The 26,754-nt window shown below is 67.3% G+C and carries 24 protein-coding genes and 2 tRNA genes; 10 read left to right on the top strand and 16 right to left on the bottom strand.

Annotated features, from left to right (window positions below; all coding sequences use genetic code 11):
* Positions 1-213: 213 nt before the first annotated feature.
* Entirely contained in the window at positions 214-2,496 is a 2,283-nt protein-coding gene (gene recG, locus AB0C34_RS03050; RefSeq protein ID WP_357066886.1) for an ATP-dependent DNA helicase RecG, read from the bottom strand.
* 3 nt (positions 2,497-2,499) lie between these two features.
* A complete protein-coding gene (locus tag AB0C34_RS03045; RefSeq protein WP_357066884.1) occupies positions 2,500-4,458 on the bottom strand; it encodes a DAK2 domain-containing protein in 1,959 nt (652 codons plus the stop codon).
* Positions 4,459-4,762: 304 nt separating this feature from the next.
* Between AB0C34_RS03045 and rpmB the strand changes: the two genes are divergently transcribed.
* A complete protein-coding gene (gene rpmB, locus AB0C34_RS03040) occupies positions 4,763-4,954 on the top strand; it encodes a 50S ribosomal protein L28 (RefSeq protein WP_011210730.1) in 192 nt (63 codons plus the stop codon).
* A 97-nt stretch (positions 4,955-5,051) separates the two neighbouring features.
* Complete coding sequence (locus AB0C34_RS03035; RefSeq protein ID WP_357066882.1) at positions 5,052-5,594, top strand: GNAT family N-acetyltransferase; 543 nt, start codon at positions 5,052-5,054, stop codon at positions 5,592-5,594.
* Between the two features lie 42 nt (positions 5,595-5,636).
* Here AB0C34_RS03035 and AB0C34_RS03030 read toward each other — a convergent pair whose 3' ends face one another.
* The 4 genes from AB0C34_RS03030 to AB0C34_RS03015 are packed head-to-tail and all read right to left on the bottom strand — an operon-like array spanning position 5,637 to position 8,558.
* Complete coding sequence (locus AB0C34_RS03030) at positions 5,637-6,500, bottom strand: alpha/beta hydrolase (RefSeq protein WP_357066880.1); 864 nt, start codon at positions 6,498-6,500, stop codon at positions 5,637-5,639.
* 56 nt (positions 6,501-6,556) lie between these two features.
* The gene (locus tag AB0C34_RS03025; protein WP_357066877.1) at positions 6,557-6,799 is read right to left on the bottom strand and encodes a hypothetical protein; all 243 of its coding nucleotides are present in this window, start codon (positions 6,797-6,799) and stop codon (positions 6,557-6,559) included.
* Positions 6,800-6,849: 50 nt separating this feature from the next.
* The gene (locus tag AB0C34_RS03020) at positions 6,850-7,533 is read right to left on the bottom strand and encodes a uracil-DNA glycosylase (protein WP_357066875.1); all 684 of its coding nucleotides are present in this window, start codon (positions 7,531-7,533) and stop codon (positions 6,850-6,852) included.
* A gap of 11 nt (positions 7,534-7,544) precedes the next feature.
* Positions 7,545-8,558: a thiamine-phosphate kinase gene (locus tag AB0C34_RS03015; RefSeq protein ID WP_357068422.1), complete on the bottom strand. Its 1,014-nt coding sequence runs from the start codon at positions 8,556-8,558 to the stop codon at positions 7,545-7,547.
* 181 nt (positions 8,559-8,739) lie between these two features.
* On the opposite strand from AB0C34_RS03015, the gene AB0C34_RS03010 reads away from it, so the two are divergent.
* Entirely contained in the window at positions 8,740-9,612 is an 873-nt protein-coding gene (locus AB0C34_RS03010; RefSeq protein ID WP_357066873.1) for a DUF3515 domain-containing protein, read from the top strand.
* Positions 9,613-9,657: 45 nt separating this feature from the next.
* On the opposite strand, the gene AB0C34_RS03005 is transcribed toward AB0C34_RS03010, so the two are convergent.
* Together AB0C34_RS03005 and AB0C34_RS03000 are read right to left on the bottom strand one after the other, a co-directional pair.
* Complete coding sequence (locus AB0C34_RS03005; RefSeq protein WP_357066871.1) at positions 9,658-10,761, bottom strand: D-alanine--D-alanine ligase family protein; 1,104 nt, start codon at positions 10,759-10,761, stop codon at positions 9,658-9,660.
* A gap of 76 nt (positions 10,762-10,837) precedes the next feature.
* Positions 10,838-11,833 (bottom strand): NAD(P)H-dependent glycerol-3-phosphate dehydrogenase, encoded by a 996-nt coding sequence (locus AB0C34_RS03000; RefSeq protein ID WP_357066869.1) that lies wholly within the window; start codon positions 11,831-11,833, stop codon positions 10,838-10,840.
* Between the two features lie 31 nt (positions 11,834-11,864).
* Between AB0C34_RS03000 and cofC the strand changes: the two genes are divergently transcribed.
* The 3 genes from cofC to AB0C34_RS02985 all read left to right on the top strand — a co-directional run bounded on the left by cofC (position 11,865) and on the right by AB0C34_RS02985 (position 15,746).
* Positions 11,865-12,545 (top strand): 2-phospho-L-lactate guanylyltransferase, encoded by a 681-nt coding sequence (gene cofC, locus AB0C34_RS02995; RefSeq protein WP_357066867.1) that lies wholly within the window; start codon positions 11,865-11,867, stop codon positions 12,543-12,545.
* A gap of 70 nt (positions 12,546-12,615) precedes the next feature.
* A complete protein-coding gene (locus AB0C34_RS02990) occupies positions 12,616-14,787 on the top strand; it encodes an RNA degradosome polyphosphate kinase (RefSeq protein ID WP_357066866.1) in 2,172 nt (723 codons plus the stop codon).
* A gap of 20 nt (positions 14,788-14,807) precedes the next feature.
* Entirely contained in the window at positions 14,808-15,746 is a 939-nt protein-coding gene (locus tag AB0C34_RS02985; RefSeq protein WP_357068420.1) for an NUDIX hydrolase, read from the top strand.
* A gap of 189 nt (positions 15,747-15,935) precedes the next feature.
* Here the strand turns inward: AB0C34_RS02985 and AB0C34_RS02980 are convergent, their stop codons facing one another.
* The 3 genes from AB0C34_RS02980 to leuC all read right to left on the bottom strand — a co-directional run bounded on the left by AB0C34_RS02980 (position 15,936) and on the right by leuC (position 18,824).
* Positions 15,936-16,598, bottom strand: a complete 663-nt coding sequence (locus AB0C34_RS02980) for an HU family DNA-binding protein (protein WP_357066864.1) — start codon at positions 16,596-16,598, stop codon at positions 15,936-15,938.
* A gap of 156 nt (positions 16,599-16,754) precedes the next feature.
* Positions 16,755-17,363: a 3-isopropylmalate dehydratase small subunit gene (leuD, locus tag AB0C34_RS02975; RefSeq protein ID WP_357066862.1), complete on the bottom strand. Its 609-nt coding sequence runs from the start codon at positions 17,361-17,363 to the stop codon at positions 16,755-16,757.
* 39 nt (positions 17,364-17,402) lie between these two features.
* Positions 17,403-18,824 (bottom strand): 3-isopropylmalate dehydratase large subunit, encoded by a 1,422-nt coding sequence (gene leuC / locus AB0C34_RS02970; protein WP_357066861.1) that lies wholly within the window; start codon positions 18,822-18,824, stop codon positions 17,403-17,405.
* Between the two features lie 197 nt (positions 18,825-19,021).
* Here leuC and AB0C34_RS02965 point away from each other — a divergent pair, with 197 nt between their 5' ends.
* From AB0C34_RS02965 to AB0C34_RS02955, 3 genes are all read left to right on the top strand, one after another.
* Positions 19,022-19,723 carry an IclR family transcriptional regulator gene (locus AB0C34_RS02965; protein ID WP_357066859.1) on the top strand — a complete coding sequence of 234 codons (702 nt, stop codon included), beginning with the start codon at positions 19,022-19,024 and terminating at the stop codon, positions 19,721-19,723.
* 33 nt (positions 19,724-19,756) lie between these two features.
* Entirely contained in the window at positions 19,757-20,257 is a 501-nt protein-coding gene (locus tag AB0C34_RS02960) for a PPOX class F420-dependent oxidoreductase (protein WP_357066857.1), read from the top strand.
* 149 nt (positions 20,258-20,406) lie between these two features.
* A complete protein-coding gene (locus AB0C34_RS02955) occupies positions 20,407-20,589 on the top strand; it encodes a DUF5302 domain-containing protein (RefSeq protein WP_357066855.1) in 183 nt (60 codons plus the stop codon).
* Positions 20,590-21,287: 698 nt separating this feature from the next.
* Here the strand turns inward: AB0C34_RS02955 and AB0C34_RS02950 are convergent.
* From AB0C34_RS02950 to AB0C34_RS02935, 4 genes are all read right to left on the bottom strand, one after another.
* A tRNA-Glu gene (locus AB0C34_RS02950) sits at positions 21,288-21,360 on the bottom strand.
* A gap of 146 nt (positions 21,361-21,506) precedes the next feature.
* A tRNA-Gln gene (locus tag AB0C34_RS02945) sits at positions 21,507-21,578 on the bottom strand.
* Between the two features lie 133 nt (positions 21,579-21,711).
* Positions 21,712-23,184 (bottom strand): glutamate--tRNA ligase, encoded by a 1,473-nt coding sequence (gltX, locus tag AB0C34_RS02940; RefSeq protein WP_357066853.1) that lies wholly within the window; start codon positions 23,182-23,184, stop codon positions 21,712-21,714.
* Positions 23,185-23,197: 13 nt separating this feature from the next.
* Entirely contained in the window at positions 23,198-23,989 is a 792-nt protein-coding gene (locus tag AB0C34_RS02935; protein ID WP_357066851.1) for a fumarylacetoacetate hydrolase family protein, read from the bottom strand.
* Between the two features lie 209 nt (positions 23,990-24,198).
* On the opposite strand from AB0C34_RS02935, the gene AB0C34_RS02930 reads away from it, so the two are divergent.
* Positions 24,199-25,380, top strand: coding sequence for an MFS transporter (locus tag AB0C34_RS02930; RefSeq protein ID WP_357066849.1), 1,182 nt, complete (start codon positions 24,199-24,201; stop codon positions 25,378-25,380).
* Positions 25,381-25,522: 142 nt separating this feature from the next.
* Here the strand turns inward: AB0C34_RS02930 and AB0C34_RS02925 are convergent, their stop codons facing one another.
* Positions 25,523-26,530 (bottom strand): 3-isopropylmalate dehydrogenase, encoded by a 1,008-nt coding sequence (locus AB0C34_RS02925; protein ID WP_357066847.1) that lies wholly within the window; start codon positions 26,528-26,530, stop codon positions 25,523-25,525.
* Positions 26,531-26,754 lie beyond the last annotated feature (224 nt).

Raw genomic sequence — 26,754 nt, 5'->3', positions numbered from 1 at the left:
GACAACCACGTCACTGTGCTCAGCGACCACGTGGGCAGCTGGACGGGGCCGAGCTGTCAGCCCGGGGCAGATTGCTGTCCACAGAGTCTTATCGTCGCGATTCCGCGCAGGAATGCTCGTCGGCGACGGCGTGGACGATGATCAGCGGCAGCAGCCCGGCGGTGCGATCATCGGTTCCGCGCGTGCCGTCGCCCGCGTGGCGGAGATTTTCCGTCAGGACTTCGCCAGATACTCCAGGCGTTCGGAGTCGACGGCGGCGTGCATCATGCCCGCGAGGCCGGGGTGCCGCCGCAGGCCGGGATCGGCTTCCACCACGTCGCGGGCGAATTCCTGGGCGGCGGTGATGACATCGAGGTCATCGAGCAGCGAGAGCAGGCGCAGTGAGCGGGCGGTGCCGGACTGGGCGGCGCCGAGCACGTCGCCCTCACGGCGGGTGCGCAAGTCGAGTACCGCCAGTTCGAAACCGTCGGTGGTGGCGGCCACCGCGTCCAGCCGCGCCATCGCAGAACCGCCGGGCGCGGCATCGGTGACCAGCAGACACAGGCCAGGATGCTTGCCTCGGCCGATCCGACCGCGCAACTGGTGCAGTTGACTGACGCCGAACCGATCCGCGTCGACGATCACCATCACCGTCGCGTTCGGAACGTCGACACCGACCTCGACCACCGTCGTGCAGACCAGCACGTCCACTGATCCGTCGTTGTACGCGCGCATCACCTGGTCTTTTTCGTCGGCGGGCAGTCTGCCATGCAGCAGGCCGACCCGAACGCCGGACAGCGGGCCGCTGCGCAGCATCTCGAACACGTCGAGCACCGCCTGCGTGGTCGGGCCCTCTTTCGCGCCGTCGCCCGGCTTCGACCGCCCGTTGCGCGACTTACCGGAGCTTTCCTCGTCCTCGCCGATCCGCGAACACACCACGTAGGCCTGCCGGCCTGCGCCCACCTCCTCCACGATCCGCTCCCACGCGCGGTCGACCCAATTCGGATGTTGCCTGCGCGGCACGACCTTCGACGCGATCGGCGAACGCCCCCTGGGCAATTCGGTCAGCGTGGAGGTCTCCAAATCGCCCAGGGTGGTCATCGCGATAGTGCGCGGGATCGGCGTCGCGGTCATCACCAACAGATGTGGGGCGCTGTCCGCTGCGGCTTTGGCGCGCAGCGCGTCTCGCTGCTCGACACCGAAGCGGTGTTGCTCGTCGACCACCACCATGCCGAGATCGAAGAAGTCGACGTTGTCCTGGATCAGCGCGTGCGTGCCGATCACGATGCCCGCCGCCCCGGTCACCGCCTCGAGCAGCGCGGCCTTCTTGGCCGACGCCGACATCGACCCGGTGACCAAGACCATGCGGGTCGCGTCCTCGGCCGCGCCTAGCTCGCCCGCGGCGCCCAGTTCGCCGAGCATGCCGCGCAGCGACCGATAGTGCTGTGCGGCAAGCACTTCCGTCGGCGCGAGCAGGGCGCACTGTTGCCCGGCGTCAACCACCTGAAGCATGGCGTGCAGGGCCACGATCGTTTTACCGGAACCGACCTCCCCCTGCAGCAGCCGATGCATCGGCTGCGTGCGAGCGAGATCGGCGGAGATCTCGCCGACCACCTGCCGCTGGCCCGCGGTGAGTTCGAACGGCAGCCGCCGGTCGAACGCGGCGGCGATGCCGTCGGTGCGCGGCCGGCAGGCCCGCGCGGTCCGACCGGACACCTCGTGCCGCCGCTCGGCCAGCACCAGTTGCAAGGCCAGTGCCTCGTCGAAACGCAGCCGTTGTTCGGCCTGGTCGATGTCGGACTTGCGGTCGGGTAGGTGGATCAGGCGCAGCGCGTCCGACACCGGCAGCAGCGCGCGTTCGGCCCTGACCTGCTCCGGCAGCGGGTCCTCGATCGGGTCGAGTTGGTCGAGCACCTGACGCACGCACGCGAGCACGTCCCAGCTCTGCACCTTCGCCGTCGCTGGATAAACCGGGATGAATTCGCGTTCCATGAACGAGCTGTCCACTCCGCCCGCACCTTTCGCGCTCTGCGCGAGTCCGCGCAGGTCGCCGCCGCCGCGCACCTTGGTGAGTGCGCCGACCGATTCGTCGCCACCGTCGGCCTCGGGCAGCATCAGGTAACCGGGGTGACTCAGGTTCCAATGGCCGGGACGCCAATAGGTCACTGTGCCTGACATCATCGCCCGAAGACCCTCGCGGACAACGTATTTCACCTTGTCACCGTGAAAGAAGGTGACATCGACGCCGCGCCCGGAGCCGGTGTCGAGTACCACTTTCAACAGCGAACCGCGCCGGTTGCGCATCGGTCGCAGTTCGGCCTTGGTGATGCGGCCGATGACAGTGATGTGCGTACCGTCCTCGGGAGCCTCCTCGGTGAGCGGTTGCCCCTGGGTCGCGTAACGCAGCGGGTAATGCCGCAGCAGGTCCTCGACTGTCTGCATGTCGAAGGCGTCCGCCAGCGAGGCGGCCGCCTTCACGCCCAAGATATGGTCGAGCCGATCGCTCAGTGTCGCCATGCCCTACTCAACTCCGATCTGCACCAGGTCGACGCGCTGTCCACCGGAATACACGATCACCTCGACACCGGGAAAGCCCTGTGCGATATGCGCGGCGAGTTCAGCGCCGAGCCCGTCCGGCGCCGTCGCCCCCATCAGTAGGGTAACCAGCTCGCCGCCAACGGCGAGCATTCGATCCAGCAGCGTCGGGCCGGCCGCGCGGACGTCGCGATCGATGACAACCACGTCGTGGCCGACCAGACCGAGCCCGTCACCCGGCGCACAGGTGCCGACCATGGTGAGCGCGCGCTGCGTCGCGGCGCGCAGCGATCCCCATCGTGTGGTGGCGGCAGCCTCCGACATGGCGAAGGCATCGTCCACCGCGATCCGTCCCCGATCGTGTACGGCCAGCGCGGCGAGCCCCTGGACGACGGACGCGCTCGGCAGCAGAAGCACGTCTCGGCGCTCGTCGCGCGCTGCGACGCCGACCGCTACCAGCTCGTGTGCGGGGAGCGCGCCGTTCGGCAGGACCAGTACTTCTCGATTCGGCATCCGTCGGATTGCCGCGAGCAGCGTCTGTGCGGTGACCGGCTCGTCGCCGCCGAGCACCACAGCGCCCGCGTCTTCGAACAACGTCGCGGTGCCCTCTCCTGCCGCCACGGCGATGATTCCGCGGTCAGCCGGAGCCGCCGAGGTCGCCGCGGCACCGGGCACGGCGAGCGCACCCGCGACCACATCGCCCGAACCGGGCAGGGCCGGTCCGGACCCCGAAACCGCGGCGACAACAGCCTCGGCGGCGTCGACCTGATCGGCATCCGGCTCGGCCGATCGCTGGTCCCGCGCGTCCGCGCCGGCTACCGCTGATGCGGGGTGTGGGGCGTGGATGTCTTTGCCGATGTCCTCGCCGCGACACGAGACGAGGACATCGGTGCCGGCCAACCCGTCGTAGCCCCGGACGCGGTCGTGGATGGGGGCGTCCGCACCGTGCGCGGGGCCGGATTCGTGGTGCGCGGCGAGCGTGAAACTTTCGATGCGGAGGCAACTGACGGTTCCCGCCGCGATACCGGCTTCCACCGCGGCGCCGGCATCCGCGCAGTGCACGTGAACCGACCACCAACGGTCGCCGTCACCGACGACCGCGACCGAGTCACCCAGTTCGTCCAGGCGGGTCTGCAGTACCGCGACACTCGACGCGTCGGTGTCGGCGAGCAGGTACATCACTTCGTACTGCGGCTCGGCGACCGGATGATCATCGTCTGCGTACACCGAACAGTCATCGTCGTACGCCGGACGAACCGCCTCCGGCATGCGCCGGGCGTACTCCGGTCGTGCGGGCACTTCGCCGAGGGTCACCGCGACCAGACTGTCCAGCAGTACAACCAGCCCGCGAGCGCCCGCGTCGACGACACCGGCGTCGCGCAACACGCCGAGCTGGGAGGGTGTGTCTCCGAGCGCTTTCGCGGCGCCATCGGCCGCGGCCAGCGCCACGCCGGCGAGCGTCACGTCCGTGCAGTCCGCCGCGCACCTGGACGCGCAGTCCAGGACGGTGAGGATGGTGCCTTCGATCGGCACGCTCAACGCGGCACGCACCAGCGCCGAGGCACGGGAGAGCGCGACACGCAGGGTGTCCGCCGTCAGCGGCCCGTCGCGTACCGCGTCGGCGATACCACGCAAAACTTGGGAGATGATGATGCCGGAATTACCGCGGGCGCCGACCGTAGCGCCGTGCGACATCGCGGCGGCGACGGTGTGGGCCGGCGCTCCACCAGCCTGTGCGCCCGCCGCGAACGCGGCCACTTCCGCTGCCGCGACCGCGGCGCGCAGAGTGGCCAACAGATTGGTTCCAGTGTCGGCGTCCGGGATGGGGAAGACATTGAGCGCGTTGATCTCTTGGCGCCGGTTTTCCAGACCCTCGAGGCAGGCTCGCCCCCAGCGCAGCAGCGCCGTGCCGTCCATCACCTCCCGCGCGTCGGGCACTGTCACCTCTCTCCCGTCCAGCCACCTCCAGACCATCACCGTTCGCCAGGTTAGCGGGCGAGGCCGACAGTAAACGCGAGACGCCCGTCCGCTAAACTACGGAGGTCCAGCGGCCGTTCCGGGCCTCGTTTCCGAGGGACCGGTTTGGTGAATCAGGACCCGCACAGCTACCCTTGCGGGGTTGCCCAGCGGGGCCGTCAACGGTTTGCGCAGGTCGATATCGTCGACCGGGTACATCACGACATTGTTTCCGGACATGCCGCACCGCGTGTGCTGCGGTCCCCACCATGACATGAAGGAGTTCGCGACTATGGCTGCCGTCTGCGACGTCTGCGCCAAGGGCCCCGGCTTCGGGAAGTCGGTCTCGCACTCGCACCGGCGCACCAACCGTCGCTGGAACCCGAACATCCAGACCGTGCGGGCACAGGTCGCGCCGGGCAACACCCGCCGCATGAACGTGTGCACCTCCTGCCTGAAGGCAGGCAAGGTCGTCCGCGGCTGATCGGCCCGGCCGACCGGTACCATCGACACGCCCCGGCACCTTCCACGGTGGTCCGGGGCGTAGTCATGACCGCGGTCTTTCGGCGAACGCGGTCGGTATGACCGAGGCTCCATGGCGCATCCTGCGTCTGGATGCCGGGCATACGCGCGGCCTCGCGGAATGCCACATCGCTTGCTGGCGCGAGGCGTACCGGGATCTGGTTCCCGCACATGTGCTCGACGCGTTCGATATCGAGCGCCGGACCGAGCAGTGCGAACGCGACCTGGTCCGCTACCCCGATCGCACACATGTCGCGATCGCCGACGACGTCGTGATCGGCTTCGTCAGTGTGGGCCCGTCCCGCGACGCGCACACCACGACTCCGCTGGAACTCCATGCGATGTACGTGCGCTGCGCGTGGCACGGCACCGGCGTCGCTGACGATCTGATCCACGTCGCGCTCGACCCTTCCACGTCGTACTCGCTCTGGGTATTCGAGCAGAACCCGCGGGCGCAGGCGTTCTATCGCAGATATGGTTTCGCGTTGGACGGCGCGCGCAAGGCGGAGTTTTTCACGGGCACGGTCGAGGTGCGCATGGTGCGCGATCCGGTTCCACGCCGCGACGGCACCACCGCCGACGGCGCGGCGGATCCGGGTTAGGGTGCAAACCCCCCTCTCCGCCGAGCGACGCCGGACGTCGCGTCATTCCCGGGTCGAGAGGACGAATTTCGCCACCGCGTCGGTGAACGAGTCGTTGTCGTCGCCTGCCGCGGTATGCGCGGCGCCGCCGATCTCCACTAGTTGTGTGTGCGGCACCAGTCGCTGGAACGCCTGAGTTCCTTCGGGGCTTACCACATCCGACCGCATGCCACGCACCAACAACACCGGTATGGTCAGCAGGCCCGCCGCGGCCTCCATCTGCTCGATCATCACGGACGTCTTCTCGCCCCGGTCGGCGAGCATGTCCGGATCCCAGTGCCAATACCAGCGACCGTCGCGCGCGCGTAGGTTCCGCAGCAGCCCGGTGGTGTCCTTCGGGCGCGGACGATGCGGCATGTACTCGGCGACCGCGTCGGCCGCCTGTTCGAGGCTGTCGAAGCCATCGCGGTGCTTACCGAGGAAGTCGATCACCCTCGCGACGCCCGCCGGCTCCGGTCGGGTGACAATATCGACGAGCACCAGTGCGCTGATCGCCTGTCCGCCGGACGCGGCGGTCGCCAGCAAACCGGTGATCCCGCCCATACTGGCGCCGACCACCACCGCGGGTGCTCCGAGTTGTTCGAGCACGAGTATCAGATCCCGAACCATGGTGTCGCGTCGATAGTCACGGTCGGGTGCCCACTGGCTGTCGCCGTGCCCACGCGCGTCCAGCGTGACCACCCGCATTCCCGATGCGCCGAGGCGCGCACCGGTCTGTTTCCATGAGTGCCGGGTCTGGCCACCCCCGTGTAGAAAAACGACGAGCGGGCCGTCGATCGGGCCGAACTGATCGGCGGCCAGCTCGATTCCGCCCGAACCGCGCAACCGAAGCCGCGACGGTTCGAGAAGATTGTTCGCATTACTCACGATCTGAGGATCGCACAGCGCTGGTCGGCGCCGGTGCGAGCCTCATGGATCGAAGGTCAGCAGCCGAGATTGCCCACGAAGAACAGACACGCGATCTTGGAGTTCACCGACGCGGAAATGGTGGACGAACCACTCGACGTGTATTCCTCGGCGACCGGCGCCGTGGTGGTGGTTTCCGTAGCGGGTTCCAGCCGCAGCGGAGCCGCGCTTGCCACGGCGGCGCCGCTGGTCAGCGCGGCGCAGACGGCCAGGGTGGCGGTGGTACCGCGCAGGCCGCCACGGACAGAGGTGTTGTGCATGGAAAAGCTCCTCACTCGATATCTCGGTCGATCACACACAGACGCCCGACTCAGGGCAGGCGCCAGTCAACCGGTTCGGCCCCCAGTTCGTCGAGTAGTTCGTTCACTCGCGAGAAGGGGCGGGAACCGAAGAAACCGCGCGACGCGGACAACGGCGACGGATGCGGAGACTCGATGTACGGGATCTCGGCCTCGGCAAGCTGCGGCTTCAGCGTTGCCGCGTCTTTGCCCCAGAGGATCGCCACCAGCGGCTCGTCCCTGGCGACGAGGGCGCGAATCGCCTGTTCGGTGACCGCCTCCCAGCCCTTGCCGCGATGCGAGGCAGGCTGGCCGGGCGACACCGTGAGCACTCTGTTCAACATCAGCACGCCCTGGTCCGACCACGGACTCAGGTCGCCGCAGGACGGCGTCGGGTGGCCGAGGTCCTTGCTGTACTCCGCGAAGATATTCGCCAGGCTGCGCGGAATCGGCGACACATCGGGCGCGACCGAGAAGCTCAGTCCCATCGGGTGGCCAGGCGTCGGGTAGGGGTCCTGACCAACGACGAGTACCCGCACCGCGTCGAACGGACGCTGGAAGGCACGCAACACGTTCTCACCGGACGGTAGGTAGCCACGGCCCGCCGCGTTCTCGGCCCGCAGAAAATCTCCCATGGCGGTGATTCGTTCCGTCACCGGCTCGAGTGCTTTCGCCCATCCCGGATCCATGATTTCGAACAATGGTTTCGCGCCCATGACCGCACAACCTATCGTGGTTCACCCTCAGATGCCGATTCCGCCCCACGGAACGATTCCCACCCACCATCGCCCACCGGTACCACGCCGTCGACGGTGACCCCGCGACCGGCGACAACCCGCCCGATCACGACCCATCCGGCGGGCAAGTCGTGCCCCGGCGCCCACGTCCCGACGAAAGCGTGATCCTCGCCTCCGGCCAGAATCCATTGCGCCGCATCGGCATCCAGTAGCGCAGCGATCCGTTCCAGCGCTGAGTCACGCAACCGTGCCGAATCCAGATCGATGGCGACGCCGGAGGCGACCGCGATATGGCCCAGATCGGCGACCAGACCATCGGACACATCCGTCAGCGCGTGCGGCCCAGCTCCCGACCGGACCGGCGGCACGTCCGAGCGATCGACCGCTCCGCGGTCCAACACGTCCAGCACGGCCGCATACGGCGGCTGCGGAACCCGGTGGGCGGCACGTGCTTCCGCGAGATCTGCGCTGGCCGCATCGGCGGTGAAGGCCGCGAATCCCGCGGCCGACCAGCCCAGACGACCCGCGACCGCAACGGTATCGCCCACGCGCGCACCGGCTCTCGTGCGCGGCGCTCTGCCACCGAGGTCGCCGAAGGCGGTCACCGAGATGACCAGATCGCGGCTGCGAACCAGGTCACCGCCCGCGATGGAAGCGCCCGCGCGCGCGGCCTCGGCCCACATTCCGTCCGTGAGGCCGTCGATCAGCTCGAGCGGCGTGTCGGCCGGGCAGCCGAGTGCGACGACGAACGCGGTGGGCACCGCGCCCATGGCGACGACGTCGGCGGCGTTCTGGGCGATGGCCTTGCGGCCGATATCCTCGGGGCTCGACCAGTCCAGCCGGAAATGCCGATCCTGCACGAGCATGTCGGTGGTGACCACGAACCGACCATCCGGCGCGGCTACCACGGCCGCGTCGTCGCCGGGGCCGAGCAGGACGTCCTCGGTCTGTACCCGACCGGTGTTGATGCGGTCGATCAACGCGAACTCTCCCAGTTCACGCACCGTCCTCGGGCCCGTGTTCTCGCTGATGACCAGTCCTTTCCGGTGCGCCGCTCGCTGCAATCGGCCCGACGGTACCCTTTCCAGGGCACTCGAATACCACCGGGCCGGTCCAGTGTGCCGCCGCCCTCCCGCGGCCCCGCCGACCGGCATCATTCAGCGTGAGCAGGAAGGATCGGTGAGCATGACGGCGGATTCGTCGGACCGCGACTCGGCGAAGGACGAGCGACCAGCGCGCTCCGCATTCAGTGCCGATGCGAGCGGATCCGAGAGGAACGATGGTCCGGCTGCGCGGAACTTCGGCGCCGACGACGCGGACACCAACACCGGCCCTGCCGAGGCCGGCGCCGCGGACACCGACAGGCCGAGTTCGACTGCCGACACCACCGATACGGGAACAACTGCGACCGTTCCGGACTCCGGCCTCGTGTCCCAGGGCACCGAGGCCACGAGCCCGGACGCGACGCGGGCCGAACCCGAAGCCACGACGAAACCCTCGGTGGACGACGACATTTCACCCGAGCACCAGTACTCCCCGGCCCTCATCGCCACCGCCGTCGCGCTTCCCGTCGTGCTGGTTGTCGCGGTACTCGTGGCTGCCGTGCTGGCGCACCGCGCCCCGGTCGAGCGTGAACCCCTGGTCCTCGGTCCGGTTCCCGCCCCTGCCGCCGACGGCCCCGCCTGTACCGCTCTGCTGCCCGCGCTGCCCGCGCTGCTGGGTGAGTTCACCAAGTCGACTCTCGTCGAACCCGCACCGCCCGCTACTCGCGCATGGCAGCGAGCAGACGGCGGCGACGCCATCGTCCTGCGCTGCGGCCTGGACCGCCCGCTGGAGTTCAACCGGGCCTCGCCGCTACAGATCGTGAATGGCGTCCAGTGGTTCGAAGCCCGCGACCGAGCCGCGACAGCGAGCACCTGGTTCGCGGTCGACCGGGCGACCTACATCGCCCTGACCGTCCCCGACGACTCCGGTCCGACCCCCTTGCAAGAGGTCGCCGACACCATCACCGCCACCCTCCCGGCTCAGTCGATCGACCCGGGTCCGTTACCCAACTGACCCGGCGCCGCGGCCTGTCCCACCGGATCACCGGTGATCCCGGCCTCAGCGCAGACCGGTGCCCCGCGCAAGGGCGGTGTCGATCAGGGTGGCGACCAGCGCGGGAAGGTCGACGCCGGTCGCCTCCCACATGCGCGGGTACATGGAGATCGCGGTGAAGCCAGGCATGGTGTTGATCTCGTTGATCACCGGACCCCGCTCGGTCACGAAGAAGTCGACGCGTGCCAGGCCCTGACAATCGAGCGCCTGGAAGGCACGGACGGCCAGATCTCTGATCTGGTCGGATACCTCGTCGTCCAGCTTGGCCGGAATATCGAATTCGCAGACGTCGTCGAGGTATTTGGTGTCGAAGTCGTAGAACTCGGGGCTCTCGGCCATGGTGTCTTCCTCCGGCATCCGGATCTCCGCGACGACGCTCGCCGCGACTCGCCCGTCCGGGAATTCCAGAACGCCACATTCCACTTCGCGTCCGACGATGGCCGCCTCCACGATCACCTTCGGATCGTGCGCACGCGCCGCCGCGATCGCCGCGTCCAGTTCGCTCCAGTCGGTCACCTTGGTGATGCCGATCGACGAACCACCGCGCGCCGGCTTGACGAACACCGGCAGCCCGAGCCGGGACCGGTCCGCGTCGGCGAGTGTCGCGGTGCCCGGCCGGAGCACCACCTGGGTACCGATCGGAAGCTCCTCGGCCGCGAGCAACTTCTTGGTGAACTCCTTGTCCATGCCCGCCGCGCTGGCCAACACGCCGGGTCCGACATACGGGACCCCGGCGAGCTCGAGCATCCCCTGCAACGTCCCGTCTTCGCCGAACGGCCCGTGCAGGATCGGGAAGACCACATCGACGGTGCCCAGGGCGGCGCCCGGATCGTCGAGCGCGATCAGCGCCCCTGAGCGGCTCGGATCGGCGGCCATCGTCAGCACCGTTCCGCCGGCGTCCACCGAGGGCAGAGCACGGTCGTGGATGCCGAGCGCGGTTACGTCGGAACTGTCCAATATCCAGCTGCCCTCTGTGGTGATGCCGATCGGGACCACCTCGTACTTCGTCGGATCGAGGCTCCGCAGCACACTGCCGGCCGAAACGCACGACACGGCGTGCTCGTTACTGCGTCCGCCGAACACCACAGCCACCCTGATCCGGTTCGTCATGCCCCGAACCGTACCCGTTTGGATGCCGGAGTCCGCTGCTGACCGTCCCCGCGACATCGACATCGGCCGGTGGGGATCACTCCGGTTTGATCCGCCGTCCGAGCAGGTTACCGACGGCCTCACGCACGGAAAGGCCTTCGTGACACAACTGGTGCACCGCGGTGGTCAACGGCATCTCCACCTGGTGCCGCTCGGCAAGCGCCCGAATCGATGCGCAGGACTTCACCCCCTCCGCTACCTGGCCGTGGGTCGCCGATTGCGCGGCCTCCATGGACCCGCCCGCGCCGAGGACGTGGCCGAAGGACCGGTTGCGCGACAACGGCGAGGTGCAGGTCGCGACCAGATCGCCGACCCCGGCGAGTCCGGCCAGCGTCGCGGGCTCGGCGCCAAGCGCCACGCCGAGCCGGATGATCTCGGCGAGGCCGCGGGTGATCAGGCTGGCGATCGAGTTGTCGCCGAATCCCATTCCGGAGGCGATACCGCAGGCGAGCGCGATGACGTTCTTGCACGCGCCGCCGATTTCGCAGCCGATGACGTCGGCGTTGGTGTACGGCCGAAAGTATCCGGTCGCGCTGGCGTGCTGTAGCGCGACCGCGCGATCGGTGTCGGTGCAGGCGATCACGGTCGCGGCGGGCTGGCCCACCGCGATCTCGCGCGCCAGGTTCGGCCCGGACAGCACCGCGATCCGGCTCTGGTCGGCGCCGGTGACCTCTGCGATCACCTGGCTCATCCGCAGCAACGTTCCGGTCTCGATCCCCTTCGCCAGACTCAGCAGCGTGGTATCCGACCCGATGACGCGCTTCCAGTCCGCGAGATTTTCGCGCAAGGACTGCGACGGCACCGCGAGCACCGCGATATCCGCGCCGTCCAGTGCGACCGCGGGGTCATGGGTGGCCGCGATCGGCGGCAGCGGAATATCCGACAGGTAATCCGGATTGCGATGTTCGGAGGCCAGCGTCGCGGCCACCTCGGGTCGGCGAGCCCAGATCGTGACGTCGGTTCCCGCGTCCGCCAACACCTTCGCGAACGCCGTGCCCCACGATCCCGCGCCCAGTACCGCCGCCCTCGTCATCAGCCCAATATGCCATGGAAGGATTGGTCGCATGCGCCCGCACGCCGTGCATGCCGTGATCGCGGTCAAGAGCCTCGATCGGGCCAAGAGCCGACTGGCCGACCGGCTGCGCCCGGAGCATCGGGCGCGGCTGGTGCTCGCCATGCTCGCCGACACCGTCACCGCCACCACCGCGGTCCCCGAGGTCATGTCGGTCACGGTGGTCACGCCCGATCCCTCGGTCGCGGATCTGGCTATGGCACTGGGCGCCGACGTCCATCCGGAACCGTCCGACGCGGATACCGACGGCCTCAATACCGCCTTGGCCGCCGCGGCCTCCGCCCTGCGCGGCACGCACGGCCCGATCGCGCTGCTCGCCCTGCAGGCCGACCTTCCCGCGCTGCGCGCGGAGGAACTGTCGGACATGCTCGCCACCGCCCCGCGCGGCCGATCGATCGTGGTCGACCACGCGGGCAGCGGCACCGCCGCGCTACTGGTCCGGGACCCGCTCGACGCGCTCGATCCACGCTTCGGCCCCGGCTCGGCCCGCAGCCATATCGCCGCGGGCGCGGTCGATCTGACGGGTGATTGGCCGGGGCTGCGTCTGGACGTCGACACCGCCGACGACCTGGACCGCGCGGCCGCCCTCGGGGCGGGCAGCGCGACCCGCGCCGTACTGCACGACATCGGCTGGCCGGGTCGCGTTCATGAGCATGTTCGGCGCGTGTGCTAGGAGATCGCCGTGCTGGCGTGCACACCCGTCGATCGCGGAATCGAACTGCACACGGCCGCAGCAGTAGGGGATGATCGTTACCGTGAGCGATACGGAAATTGTCAAGCAGCAGCCGTTGCTTCCCACGCCTCCCCCGGCGGCGACGCCATGGTCGGCCGACTCGACGGCGCAGCAGTTGCCCCGTGATCGCTACCTCAATCGGGAACTGAGCTGGCTGGATTTCAATGCCCGAGTACTCGCCCTCGCCGAGGACGCGTCGCTTCCGTTGCTGGAGCGGGCGAAGTTCTTGGCGATCTTCGCGTCGAATCTCGACGAGTTCTACATGGTGCGGGTCGCAGGCTTGAAACGGCGCGCCGAGACCGGTCTGCTCGTACGTTCGGCCGACGGACGTTCACCCGGCGAACAGCTGGAACTGATCGCGGCGCGCACCCAGGAGATCGCGGTCCGGCATGCCCGCGTTTTCCTCGACGACGTGTTGCCCGCCCTGACCGCCGAGGGCATCGCGATCATCGATTGGGCCGACCTGGACGACGACGAGCGGGCGCGGCTGTCGGGCCACTTCCAGGATCAGGTCTTCCCGGTCCTCACTCCGCTCGCGGTGGACCCGGCACACCCGTTCCCGTATATCAGCGGATTGAGCCTCAACCTCGCCGTGACCGTGAAGGATTCCGCGACCGGCGGCGAGCACTTCGCCCGCGTCAAAGTGCCCGACAACGTGGACCGCTTCGTTCGCGTCCGGCGCACCGAATCCAGCTCACCCATCGCGGCCTTCCTTCCGATGGAGGCGCTCATCGCAGCGCATCTCGATCTGTTGTTCCCCGGCATGGACGTGGTGGAGCACCATTCGTTCCGGATCACTCGCAACGCCGACTTCGAAGTCGACGAGGACCGCGACGAGGACCTGTTACAGGCGCTGGAGCGCGAACTGGCTCGGCGCCGGTTCGGTTCGCCGGTGCGACTCGAGGTCTCCGACGACATGACCGAGCACATGCTCGACCTGCTCCTGCGCGAGCTGGACGTGGACCCCGGTGACGTGATCCAGGTACCCGGCCTACTCGACCTGTCCTGCCTCTGGCAGGTTTACGGCGTCGATCGGCCGAATCTGAAGAACCCGCCGTATGTCCCCGCCACGCCGCCCGCGTTCGGCGAGCGCGAGACGCCGCGCAACGTGTTCGCGGCGCTGCGCGAGGGCGACGTCCTCGTGCACCATCCCTACGACTCGTTCTCCACCAGCGTGCAGCGGTTCATCGAACAGGCCGCCGCCGACCCGCAGGTGCTCGCGATCAAACAGACGCTCTATCGCACCTCCGGCGACTCTCCGATCGTCAACGCGTTGATCGACGCCGCCGAGGCAGGCAAGCAAGTCGTCGCACTGGTCGAGATCAAGGCGCGCTTCGACGAGCAGGCCAACATCAAGTGGGCCCGCGCGCTGGAGCAGGCGGGCGTGCATGTGGTCTATGGCCTGGTCGGCCTCAAAACCCACTGCAAGACCTGTCTGGTGGTGCGCCGCGAGGGCGCGACCATCCGCCGCTACTGCCACATCGGTACCGGAAACTACAATCCGAAGACCGCGCGGCTGTACGAGGATGTCGGATTGCTCACCGCCGCACCGGAAATCGGCGCCGACCTGACCGACTTGTTCAACTCGCTGACCGGTTACTCGCGAAAAGAGAGCTACCGCAACCTCCTTGTCGCACCGCACGGCGTGCGCGCGGGCATCATCGAGCGGATCCAGCGGGAGACCGAGCTCGCTCTCCAAGGGCACGACGCTCGAATCCGATTGAAGGCCAACGCGATCGTCGACGAGGAGATCATCGACGCGCTGTACCGCGCCTCACAGGCGGGCGTACCGGTGCAGATCGTGGTGCGCAGCATCTGCGGGCTGCGCCCCGGCGTGCCGGAGATGAGCGAGAACATCGAAGTCCGCTCGATCCTGGGGCGGTTCCTGGAGCACTCGCGGATCTTGCACTTCCAGGCGCAAGACGAGTACTGGATCGGCAGCGCCGACATGATGCATCGCAACCTGGACCGCAGGGTCGAGGTCATGGCGCAGGTGAAGGATCCCCGACTTGTCGAGCAACTCGGCGCGGTATTCGACTCCGCCCTGTCTGCGACCACACGGTGCTGGGTACTCCAATCCGACGGCACCTGGCAGGCATGGCCGGACCAGACCGCCGACGGTGCGAAGATCCGAGACCATCAGGAGTACCTCATGCGGCTACGGAGGCCGGAACAGCAGTGAGCGGCAGTACCGAGTACGAAATGGACCCGAACCCGCTGCGGGATCCACGCGTAACCGCCAATATCCACGCCGCGGGTGCGGTGGTCTGGCGCACTACGCGGCGAGCGACGATCGAGATCGCGATCGTCCACCGCCCTAAATATCAGGACTGGTCGCTACCCAAGGGCAAGCTGGATCCCGGGGAGACCGCAGTGCTCGCCGCGGTCCGTGAGGTCGCCGAGGAGACCGGGCTGCGGTGCCGACTCGGCCGCTACCTCGGGCACGTCACGTATCCGATCCCGGGCCATCGCAAACTGAAGCGGGTCGACTACTGGTCGGCCGAGGTCGCCGGCGGCGAGTTCGCCCCCAATTCCGAGGTGGACGAGCTCACCTGGCACCCGCTGGACCGGGTGATGGACCAGCTGTCCTATCCGATGGACCGGCAGGTGCTGCGCGCGTTCGCCCGGCTACCCGCGCGCACCAGCACGCTGCTGCTCGTGCGGCACGGGAAGGCCGGCCGCAGAGACCGGTTCACCGGGCCGGATGAGCAGCGCCCGCTCGATCGGCACGGCGAAGCCCAGGCGCGGGCTCTGGTGCCGAATCTGCTGGCGTTCGGGGCATCCGAGATCTTCTCGGCCGATCCGGTGCGCTGCGTGCAGACGGTGACACCGCTCGCCGACAAGCTCGGTGCCGAAATCACTCTGGAGTCACTACTTTCCGAGCCCGGTTACGCCGAGGCCCCGGACGCCGCCCGGGCGCGCATCCGAGCACTGGTGACGGACAAGGCCGTTCGCGTGGTCTGCAGCCAAGGCAAGGTGATTCCGGATTTGCTGCGCTGGTGGGCCCACCGCGACGGCATCGCCCTCCCCTCGGCGCGCAATCGCAAGGGCAGCGTGTGGGTGCTGTCGTTCGTCGGGCGGCGATTGGTGGCGGCCGACCATCTGGATCGGTCGCTCTCCGCCGGCGTCGTGAAATCCTGACGGTTTCCCAGCCCGACGACCTCGACCTCGACCTCGACCCGGCCACGCCGGAACGCGCCACGACACCGACCGTCGCTCGGGTGACACTGGAAAACGGCCCCGGGTGTCCCGGGGCCGTTTTTATTCGGTGAGGCGAATGAAGCGGCCTTCCGGCCTGCCATTCGGCGCCGATACGACGGTGGCGTGCTATCAGCGGGCGCGGCGGGCCGGAGCCTTCTTGGCGGCGGTCTTCTTCGCAGGCGCCTTCTTGGCGACAGTCTTCTTGGCGGCGGTGGTCTTCTTGGCCGCCGTGGCCTTGGTGGCCGTCTTCTTGGCCGGCGCCTTCTTGGCTGCCGTTGCCTTCTTCGCGGGTGCCTTCTTCGCGGCGGCCTTGGCCGCAGTGGTCTTGCGCGCGGTGGTCTTTGCCGGAGCCTTGGCGGCCGCCTTGCGGGCCGTGGTCTTGGCGGGGGCCTTGGTCGCGGTCGCCTTCTTGGCGGCTGCCTTCTTCGCCGCCGTCTTCTTCGCGGCCGCCTTCTTCGCGGCCACCGGCGCATTCACGCCGCGCTTCACAGCGGGGCCGCTCGCGGCCAGCTTCTGCTTACCCGCGATGACCGCCTTGAATTGCGCGCCGGGGCGGAACGCGGGCACCGAAGTGGGCTTCACCTTGACGGTTTCACCGGTCCGCGGGTTCCTGGCGACTCGAGCCGCACGCTTACGCTGTTCGAACACACCGAATCCGGTGATGGTGACGCTCTGACCCTTGTGCACCGCACGCACGATGGTGTCGACCACATGCTCGACTGCCGCGGTGGCCGTGCGCCTGTCCGTACCCAACTTTTCGGTCAGAACGTCGATCAGTTCCGCCTTGTTCATTGAATCCTCCGCAGACTAATGGCCCGTCGTCGGACCGACTAGGTACCACGTTAAACCCACTTTGGGCAAGAGTCTATGTGCCACGCCAAAATTCATGTGGTTTAGCACACGTCCAGCTACCATCGCTCAGGTCGCACAGCTAACGCGTCGGGGTGATTACGTCTGCGAAATATGCGCGGGCAGGGTCCTGGGTTTCCAAGCTGGCCTTGCCTTTTCGAACTCGGCGATGGTGTCGCTCCGACGCAGGGTGAGGCCGATGTCGTCCAATCCCTCGAGAAGACGCCACCGGGTGTAGTCATCAATATCGAACGGCAACACGACGGTTCCAGCCGTCACCGTGCGCGCCCGGAGATCCACAACCAATTCCATGCCCGGCCGTTCCTCGAGCAACTTCCAGAGCATTTCGACATCGTTCTGTGACATCTGTGCGGCCAACAGACCGCCCTTACCCGCATTGCCCCGGAAGATGTCGGCGAACCGGGACGAGATGACCACTCGAAAGCCGTAGTCCGACAGCGCCCAAACGGCGTGCTCACGTGAGGATCCAGTACCGAAATCCGGACCGGCTACTAGAACACTACCCCTGTTGTAAGGCTCGACGTTCAGAATGAAGTCCTGATCCGTTCGCCATGCAGCGAACAACCCGTCCTCGAATCCCGTACGGGTCACCCGCTTCAGGTAGACGGCGGGGATGATCTGATCGGTATCGACATTTGACCGGCGTAGCGGCACCCCGATGCCCTTATGCGTAGTGAAGGCTTCCATAACGAATCTCCTGGGTTCGATGAGGCGTCTCGGAACGGATCAGTTCAGATCCGCAGGCGAGGAGAGGGTTCCACGGACCGCCGTCGCGGCCGCTACCAGGGGAGAAACGAGGTGCGTACGGCCACCTTTTCCCTGCCTCCCCTCAAAGTTACGGTTCGAGGTGGAAGCGCAACGCTGGCCCGGTGCGAGCTGGTCCGGATTCATTCCCAGGCACATTGAACACCCCGCTTGCCGCCATTCCGCGCCCGCTGCCGTGAAAATCTCGCCAAGTCCTTCTTTTTCCGCCTGTGCGCGAACCCGCATCGAGCCCGGTACAACCAGCATTCGGACTCCGTCGGCGACATGACGCCCCTTCAAAATCCCGGCCACCGCGCGCAAATCCTCAATGCGCCCGTTCGTGCAGGAACCGACGAATACGGTGTCGATCGGGACTTCCCGAAGCGGAGTACCCGGCTCCAAATCCATGTATCGCAGAGCCTTCTCTGCGGATTCACGGGCCACCTCGTCGACGATCCGGGCGGGGTCGGGCACCGCATCGCCGAGGGGAGCGCCCTGTCCCGGGTTGGTGCCCCAGGTCACGAACGGGGTCAGTTCGGTGGCGTCGATATGTACCTCGGCGTCGAAAACCGCATCCTCGTCGGTCTTCAGCGCCTCCCAGGCGGCCACGGCCGCGTCCCAGTCGGCCCCGTGCGGCGCGTGCGGCCGTCCTTTGAGGAATTCGTAGGTCGTCTCGTCCGGCGCGATCATGCCCGCCCGCGCACCCGCCTCGATGGACATGTTGCAGATGGTCATTCGGGCCTCCATCGACATGGCACGGATGGCCTCGCCCCGGTACTCGAGAACGTATCCCTGGCCGCCACCGGTGCCGATCTTCGCGATCACCGCCAGAATCAGGTCTTTGCTCGTCACGCCCTCGGGAAGATCGCCGTCCACGGTGATGGCCATCGTCTTGAACGGGCGCAGCGAGAGCGTCTGGGTGGCAAGCACATGCTCGACCTCGGAGGTGCCGATGCCCATCGCCAGCGCGCCGAACGCACCGTGCGTCGAGGTGTGGCTGTCGCCGCATACCACCGTCGTCCCCGGCTGGGTCAACCCGAGCTGGGGGCCGACCACGTGCACAATGCCCTGGTCGAGGTCACCCATCGGATGCAGCCGCACACCGAATTCCGCGCAGTTACGCCGCAGCGTCTCGACCTGGGTACGCGAGATCGGGTCGGCGATCGGCTTGTCGATGTCGGTGGTCGGGACGTTGTGGTCCTCGGTCGCGATGGTGAGATCCGGCCGTCGCACCGGCCTGCCCGCGGCGCGCAGTCCGTCGAACGCCTGCGGACTGGTCACCTCATGCACGAGGTGCAGGTCGATGTAGATCAGGTCGGGTTCGCGCGCAGCACCCTCACCTGCGCCGCGAGCGACGACATGCTGTTCCCATACTTTCTCGGCCAGCGTGCGCGGGTCGGCCATTGTCAATCACCTTTCGGATGGAGCAGCCGTTCCGCGATCCGAGCGGTGGTGGTTGCCGGAGTCGGGATTGCTGCGCTGGTCGGATCACTGGAGACCGGAATCCGCGAAGTAGGCCGTTGCCGGCGGATTTCGCGATGACTTTCGGCGAGGTGGTTCGCCGATGTGTTTCTCAGTATCCGAGACGCTAATATCGTTCTATGAGACAGCATAGCGGCATCGGCGTCCTCGACAAAGCAGTGGCGGTCCTCTACGCCGTCGCCGAGCATCCCTGCGGTCTCACCGAGCTGTGCACGCGTACCGGCCTGCCCCGCGCCACCGCACACCGCCTTGCCGTCGGACTCGAGGTGCACCGCCTGCTCGCCCGCGACAACAACGGGATGTGGCGGCCCGGCCCGGCCCTCGCCGAGCTCGCGACCGGCGCGAACGACCCGCTTCTGGATGCCGCGTCGGCCATTCTGCCCCGGCTGCGCGAGATCACCGGCGAGAGCGTCCAGCTCTACTGCCGCGACGGCGATGCCCGGGTCTGCGTCGCGGCGCTGGAACCGCCGGTCGGGCTGCGCGATTCCGTCCCGATCGGGGCACGCCTGCCACTCACCGCTGGATCGGCGGCCAAAGTCCTGCTCGCCTGGGCCGACCCGGAGCTACAGCGCACCATTTTGTCCGACGCGGTATTCGGCGAGCGCGCACTCGTCGAGGTTCGCAAGCGCGGCTGGGCGCAGAGTGCGGCCGAGCGCGCGGCAGGCGTGGCCAGCGTCTCCGCGCCGGTGCGGGATGCCGCGAACACCGTGGTCGCCGCGGTGTCGGTGTCCGGCCCGATCGACCGGATGGGCCGCAGACCGGGCGCCCGCTGGGCCGCCGACCTGGTCGCGGCCGCCGAGGCTTTACACAAGCGCCTATAACCCGTTGCAGTTCCGACTCTCTACAGTTGGCCGATGGGAGTCAACCAACGGGCACAGATCGTGATGTCCGACACCGAGATCACCGCGTTCCTGGAGCACCGCCGAATAGCGACGCTCGCGACCATCGGCCCGAACGGCACGCCGCACCTGACCGCCATGTGGTACGCGCTGCTCGACGGCGAGATCTGGTTCGAGACCAAACTCGAGTCGCAGAAGGCGGTGAATCTGCGCCGCGATGCGCGGGTCACGTGCATGGTCGAAGCGGGCCAGACCTACGACCAACTGCGCGGTGTGTCGATCGAGGGACGTGCCGAGATCATCGACGACGCGGACAAACTCTTCGCGGTCGGCGTGAGCGTCTGGGAGCGCTACACCGGACCGTATCGCGAGGAGGTGCGCCCGATGGTGGAGTCGATGCTGCACAAGCGGGTCGCCATCCGAGTCGCCCCCGAACGCGTGCGCAGCTGGGATCACCGTAAACTCGGCCTTCCGCAGCTGCCACTCGGCGGGACCACCGCGCAGTGGCTCGATTGACCCGAGCACGGACCGGGTGCCGTGCGGTACCCGAAATCCCACTGACACAACCGCCTCGCACGCGATAGCGTCGAGGCGTTCGACACGAATCGGCTGGGCACCGCCGCCTATGGGCACGGGCACACGGCCGCGAGGACTAGGAGCAGGCGATGGCGGATTCGGATAGTCCCAACGGCGGCGCGGACGAGGTGAAGCGCAAGTTCCGCGAGGCACTGGAACGCAAGAACCAGCAGCACGCCCGCGCGGCCGACCACCTCGACGGCCGGTCCAAAGCTACGGGGGCGCACAACGCGGCCAACCACAAACGGGAATTCCGTCGCAAGAGCGGGTAGTCCGCGAGCGACCGTGGCCCTCCAGCCGATAGCTGGGGGGCTTTTCGTTATGCGTCACACCGGGTGGTAGCCAGGCCTGGTACAGACCACGTCCGAGATCGACACCGCGACCAGTCGACTCGACCAGTGACAGACAGCACCCGGCCACTGACTCGCCGGACGACCCCAGGGGGCGGTCCGGCAGAAGACGTCACCGGCCGGTTCAACCACCGCGGACCCGTTCGACCCGACCGGCCACTCCGCCAACATGCTCGGGGCCGACCATATGCGCCCCAACAACTCAGCCCGCATCCGCTAGCACTCGCTCGGCCGGACTATTCCGCCCGGACGACTCGATACATCGCTCTGACCAGGGAAATTGCCGGCCGAAAAGCTGAACCGGGAACCGGGCCGACCGAAGCGACGTGCCAAGCATCCCCGGAAACAGCCAACATAGTGCGAGAACCAGCACATTTGACCGCACCCGATGACGATGCCTCTCAACCGTCTGGTCACCCGCACCGGCGACGTCACCACCCGGCCTACCACCTGCCAGTCCGGGCCACCCGGGCGAATCGACGCTCCACCAGGGACGAACGAGACCCGAACCGAGCATCGGAGCCGCAGCCGGCCAGACGGGTCATGGGGGTTGCGCCTCCCCAGAACATGGCCGAAACAAAAAGGTCCATGCTCTGGATGAGCATGGACCTTTTTTCGCGTAGCCCCGACGGGATTCGAACCCGCGCTACCGCCTTGAGAGGGCGGCGTCCTAGGCCGCTAGACGACGGGGCCAGGAGTGCTTCTCGCTTTCGCGAGCAGCGCCGTGGTGATCTTTCGATCAGGAGGCTCGGCAAGCTTAACCGGCCGAAGCCCGGCGACCAAATCGCCGGTTGCTGTATTGATTTCGGCCATGAACCGAAGTCGACCAACACACTCCGCTGGGGTACCAGGACTCGAACCTAGAATGGCTGAACCAGAATCAGCTGTGTTGCCAATTACACCATACCCCAATGACCAGGTCGTTCGGTCTCGAGTCTGGGTGACTCGATACCGTGTTCCGGGCCGAGAAGAAGAGTACCAAACGGCTACCGGTTAACTACAAATCGACTGGTCAAAGCCGTATTTTCGGCCGGATCCGCGCGCTCAGCCCGCTGGAGTCCAGACCAGTGCGGCACGCAACCGGTCCAGGGTGACCTCCCGGCCGAGCAGCTCCAGCGACTCGTACAGCGGCGGGCTGATATGCGACCCGGTCACCGCGACCCGCACCGGCGCGAAGGCCTTACGCGGTTTGAGCCCCAAATCATCGATGAGTGCCGTCTTCAACGCCTCTTCGAGCGCGGGTGTCGTCCACTCCGACAGCGGGTCCACTGCCGCAATAGCGGCTTGCACTATCGGCGTAGCGTCCGCGCCTAGATTCTTGGCGCCCGCGGCGGGGTCGATCGCAAACTGATCCAAGGGCGCGAACAAGAAACGCAACAGTTCCCAGGCGTCCGACAGAACCACAATCCTGGTCTGCACCAGTTCGGCCGCCGTCGCGAATACCTTCTCATCGATTTCCGCGCCTATGTGACCGTGTTCGGTCAAGTACTCCCGCAGTCGCCCCGCGAAATCACCCGGCTCCAGCAACCGGATGTGCTCGGCATTGATCGCGTCCGCCTTCTTCTGGTCGAAACGAGCCGGATTCGAATTTACTTTCGATATATCGAAAGCGGCGACCATATCTTCCATCGTGAACACGTCGCGATCATCCGCGATGCTCCAGCCGAGCAGTGCGAGGTAATTCAGCAAACCCTCAGGGATGAATCCACGGTCGCGGTGAGCGAACAGATTCGACTCTGGATCACGCTTGGACAACTTCTTGTTGCCCTGGCCCATGACGAACGGTAGATGGCCGAACTCCGGAGTGAAGTCGGTGACCCCGATCCTGCGCAACGCGGCATAAAGAGCGATCTGGCGCGGAGTGGAGGAGAGCAGATCCTCGCCGCGCAATACGTGGGTAATCCGCATCAGCGCGTCGTCGACGGGATTGACCAGCGTATACAGCGGATCACCGGTACCGCGGGTGAGCGCGAAGTCCGGCATGCTGCCCGCCTTGAACGTGGTCTCGCCGCGCACGAGGTCGTGCCAGGACAGGTCCTCGTCGGGCATGCGGAGCCGAATCACCGCTGGGCGGCCCGCATCTCGATACGCCTGGATCTGTTCGGCGGTCAGGTCACGGTCGTAGTTGTCGTAGCCGAGCTTCGGATCACGCTCGGCGGCACGATGACGTGCCTCGACTTCCTCGGGCGTAGCGAACGATTCGTAGGCTTCCCCCGCCGCCAGCAGACGTCGAACGACGTCCAGATGCAGATCTTTTCGCAGCGACTGCCGATACGGTGCATAGGGGCCGCCGACCTCAGGCCCCTCGTCCCAGGTCAGGCCGAGCCAGCGCAGCGCGTCGACAATCGCCTGGTAGGACTCCTCGGAATCGCGGGCGGCATCGGTGTCCTCGATACGGAAGACGAATGTTCCGCCGTGTCGGCGGGCGAACGCCCAGTTGAACAACGCCGTCCGGACCAGGCCCACGTGCGGCGTTCCGGTCGGTGACGGGCAGAATCGGACCCGTACTTCAGTCATGGCTCTCTTTCGATCAGCGTTTGGCGGCAACGGGATTGGTGAGAGTTCCGATGCCCTCGATGGTCACCGACACCTGCTGCCCGTTCTGCATCGGGCCGACGCCCTCCGGGGTGCCGGTGAGGATGACATCGCCCGGCAGCAGGGTCATCACGGTGGTGATCCACTCGATGAGCTTCGGAATGTCGTGCAGCAGAAGCGAAGTACGGCTACGTTGCCGGACCTCGCCGTCGAGTTCGGTGACGATCTCCAGATCCGAAGGGTCCAAGGAGGTTTCGATCCATGGGCCGAGCGGACAAAATGTGTCGTAGCCCTTACCTCTGGTCCACTGGCCGTCGTGGCGCTGCTGGTCGCGCGCGGTCACATCATTGGCGACGGTGTATCCGAGCACGACATCCAGCGCACGAGCGGCAGAAACGTCCTTGCACGGGCGGCCGATGACCACCGCCAGCTCCCCCTCGTAGTCGACCTGAGCGGAGCTGGGCGGCAAGGTGATCGGGGCGTTCGGCCCGATGATCGACGTATTCGGCTTGAGGAAGATCACCGGGTCGGCAGGCGCTGGGCCACCCATCTCGGCCGCGTGCGCGGCATAGTTCTTGCCGATGCAGACCACCTTGCTCGCCAGGATCGGCGCAAGCAGTCGCACATCGGCCAGCGGCCAACTCCGCCCGGTGAACGTCGGCGTGCCGAACGGGTGTTCCGCGATCTCCTTGGCGATTTCTGATCCCGCATTACTTCCGTTCCCCGCTTCGCCTTCGATACTGACGAAGGCGACTCCTTCGGGACTGGCAACTCGACCTAGACGCATGCTCGGCAGTCTATCGACCCATCGCTACCTGCTCGAACGCGCCCGACCGAGTGGTACGCAATCGCGTCCGGACCGCCCCGCGCTCGCACCTGCTGTGCGCAATTCAACAGCGTCGTTGCGCCGAGTCCGCTCTGGCGCGGGTGTACGGTAAGCACGCTTGTTCACAAACTGGGAATTCAATCCCAGATAATGAGAAAAAGGTGGTGCCGGTGGCTACCTTGACACAGCTGCACGAAGCTAGACGGTGGTCCATGCTCGGCCTCGGGGTCTTCGCGCAAGCGTCCAGCGCGGTCTTCATCCACGGCGTGGCATTCCTGCTGCCCGCACTGACCGATCGCGGCCTCCCGCTGGCTACCGCAGGCCTCCTGGTGGCCATGCCGACCGTCGGGTTGGTGTGCACGCTGATTGCATGGGGATACCTGGTCGACCGAATCGGCGAACGCAAGGTGCTGGTCGGTGGTCCACTGCTGATGCTGGTGGCCGGCTGCGCGGCCGCGGTCACGACCGACGACATAGCCTTGGGCGCACTGCTGTTCCTCGGCGGTATCGGGGCGGCCAGTACCAATGGCGCGAGCGGTCGGGTGATCGTCGGCTGGTTCCCGCCGCATCGGCGCGGGCTGGCCATGGGAATCCGGCAGACCGCGCAGCCGCTGGGTGTGGGTATCGGCGCGCTGGCGATTCCCGCCGTCGCAACGGCCTATGGTGTGCCCGCCGCCATTCTGGTGCCTGCGATCATGGCGGGCGTGGCCGCCGTCGGCTGTCGGCTCGGCATCGTCGATCCGCCGCGGCCGGAGGCGTCCACCGCCGATCCGGCGCTGCGCGTCAACCCTTATCGCGAGGACGCGACGCTGTGGCGAATCCACCTGGTCTCGGTGCTGCTGGTCGTCCCGCAGGGCACCGTGTGGACGTTCGCACTGCTGTGGCTGCACCGTGACATCGGCTGGTCGCTTGCCGCCGCGGGCGTGCTGGTGACCGCCACCCAGCTCCTCGGCGCGCTCGGCCGTATCGGCGCGGGGGCGTGGTCGGATCGCGTCGGCAGCCGGATGGGCCCGCTGCGCACCGTCGCCATCGCCGCCGTGCTCTCGATGACCGCACTGGGCATCACCGCGTGGGCCCACTGGTGGTGGGCTGCCATCCCGCTGCTGATCGCCGCGTCCGTGATCACCGTCTCCGACAACGGATTGGCGTTCACCGCGGTCGCCGAGATCGCGGGCCCGTACTGGAGCGGCCGGGGCCTCGGCATCCAGAACACCGGCCAGAACCTGGCCATGGCCGCCGTACCGCCGGCACTCGGCGGACTGATCACCGCCAGCGGCTTTCCCATTGCTTTCCTACTCGCCGCCATCGTCGCCGCAGCAGCAGTACCCCTGGTACCACGCGAGATCAATTGACCTTAGCCGCCACCGGATTCACGCCCATCGACCGGCACCGCGCGCGCTGAACCGGCTCCGCTGCGCGGGCGGATTGTAGGCAACGCCCGCGACTCGGCTCAGCGCAAAGTCCTGAGCCGAGTCGGGGCGAGACCGTCCCGGGTCAGACGGTGGCGGCGATTCGGTCGCCGATCTCCGCGGTGGAGGCGGGAGCTGAGCGGGACTCGAGGTCCTTGGCGACGGCCGACTCGATACGCGCCGCGGCCTCGGTGTTACCGAGGTGATCGAGCAGCAGCGAGACCGACAGGATCGCCGCGGTCGGATCGGCCTTGGCCTGCCCGGCGATATCGGGGGCGCTGCCGTGCACCGGCTCGAACATGCTCGGATTCGCGCCGGAGGCGTCGATGTTGCCACTGGCGGCCAAGCCGATGCCGCCGCTCACGGCAGCGGCGAGGTCGGTGATGATGTCACCGAACAGGTTGTCGGTGACGATCACGTCGAAGCGGCCCGGGTCGTTCACCATGTGGATGGTCGCGGCATCGATGTGCTGGTATGCCGTTGCGACATCGGGGAACTCGGCCGCGACCTCGTTGACGGTGCGCTGCCAGAGCGAACCGGCGAAGGTGAGCACGTTGTTCTTGTGCACCAGCGTGAGGTTCTTGCGGCGGGCCTGCGCAGTGGCGAAGGCATAGCGCACCACGCGCTCGATGCCAAAGCGGGTGTTGGTACTGACCTCGGTCGCCACCTCGTGCGGGGTGTCGACCCGGATCGCGCCGCCGGTGCCGGTGTAGGGGCCCTCGGTGCCCTCTCGCACCACCACGAAATCGATGTCGGGGTTGCCGGCCAGTGGGCTGACCACACCGGGGAAGAGCTTGGATGGGCGCAGGTTCACGTGGTGATCCAGGGCGAATCGGGTGCGCAGCAACAGCCCGCGCTCCAGCACGCCGCTGGGCACCGACGGATCACCGATCGCGCCGAGCAGAATCGCATCGTGCTGCTTCAACTCCGGTAGCACCGAGTCCGGCAGGATTTCGCCGGTCGCGTGGTAACGACGCGCGCCGAGGTCGTACTCGGTCGTCTGGACGCCGGGGACGACCACGTCGAGTACCTTGAGCGCCTCGGCGATGACCTCGGGCCCGATTCCGTCGCCCGGGATGACAGCAAGCTTCATGACAACAATGCTCCGTTCGATTTTGCCGACCGCGGCCGTCCCATCGTGCGGCATGGTGTGGCCGTCGGGGTGAAGCACCGACTGTCCGGCCGGAAGTCCGCGGCACCGTCACGGTACTTGGTCCGGCCGGGTAGTCGAGCACCGGGCGCTGCGGCGAACTCACCGCGGACGCCCACCCGAACCGGGACCCGCACGGCGATCGCGGTTCGGCAGACAGACGCCGC

The sequence above is a fragment of the Nocardia sp. NPDC049220 genome (assembly GCF_040647855.1).
In the GTDB taxonomy this organism is placed as follows: Bacteria; Actinomycetota; Actinomycetes; order Mycobacteriales; family Mycobacteriaceae; genus Nocardia.
This window is presented reverse-complemented; position numbering and strand designations above follow the sequence as displayed.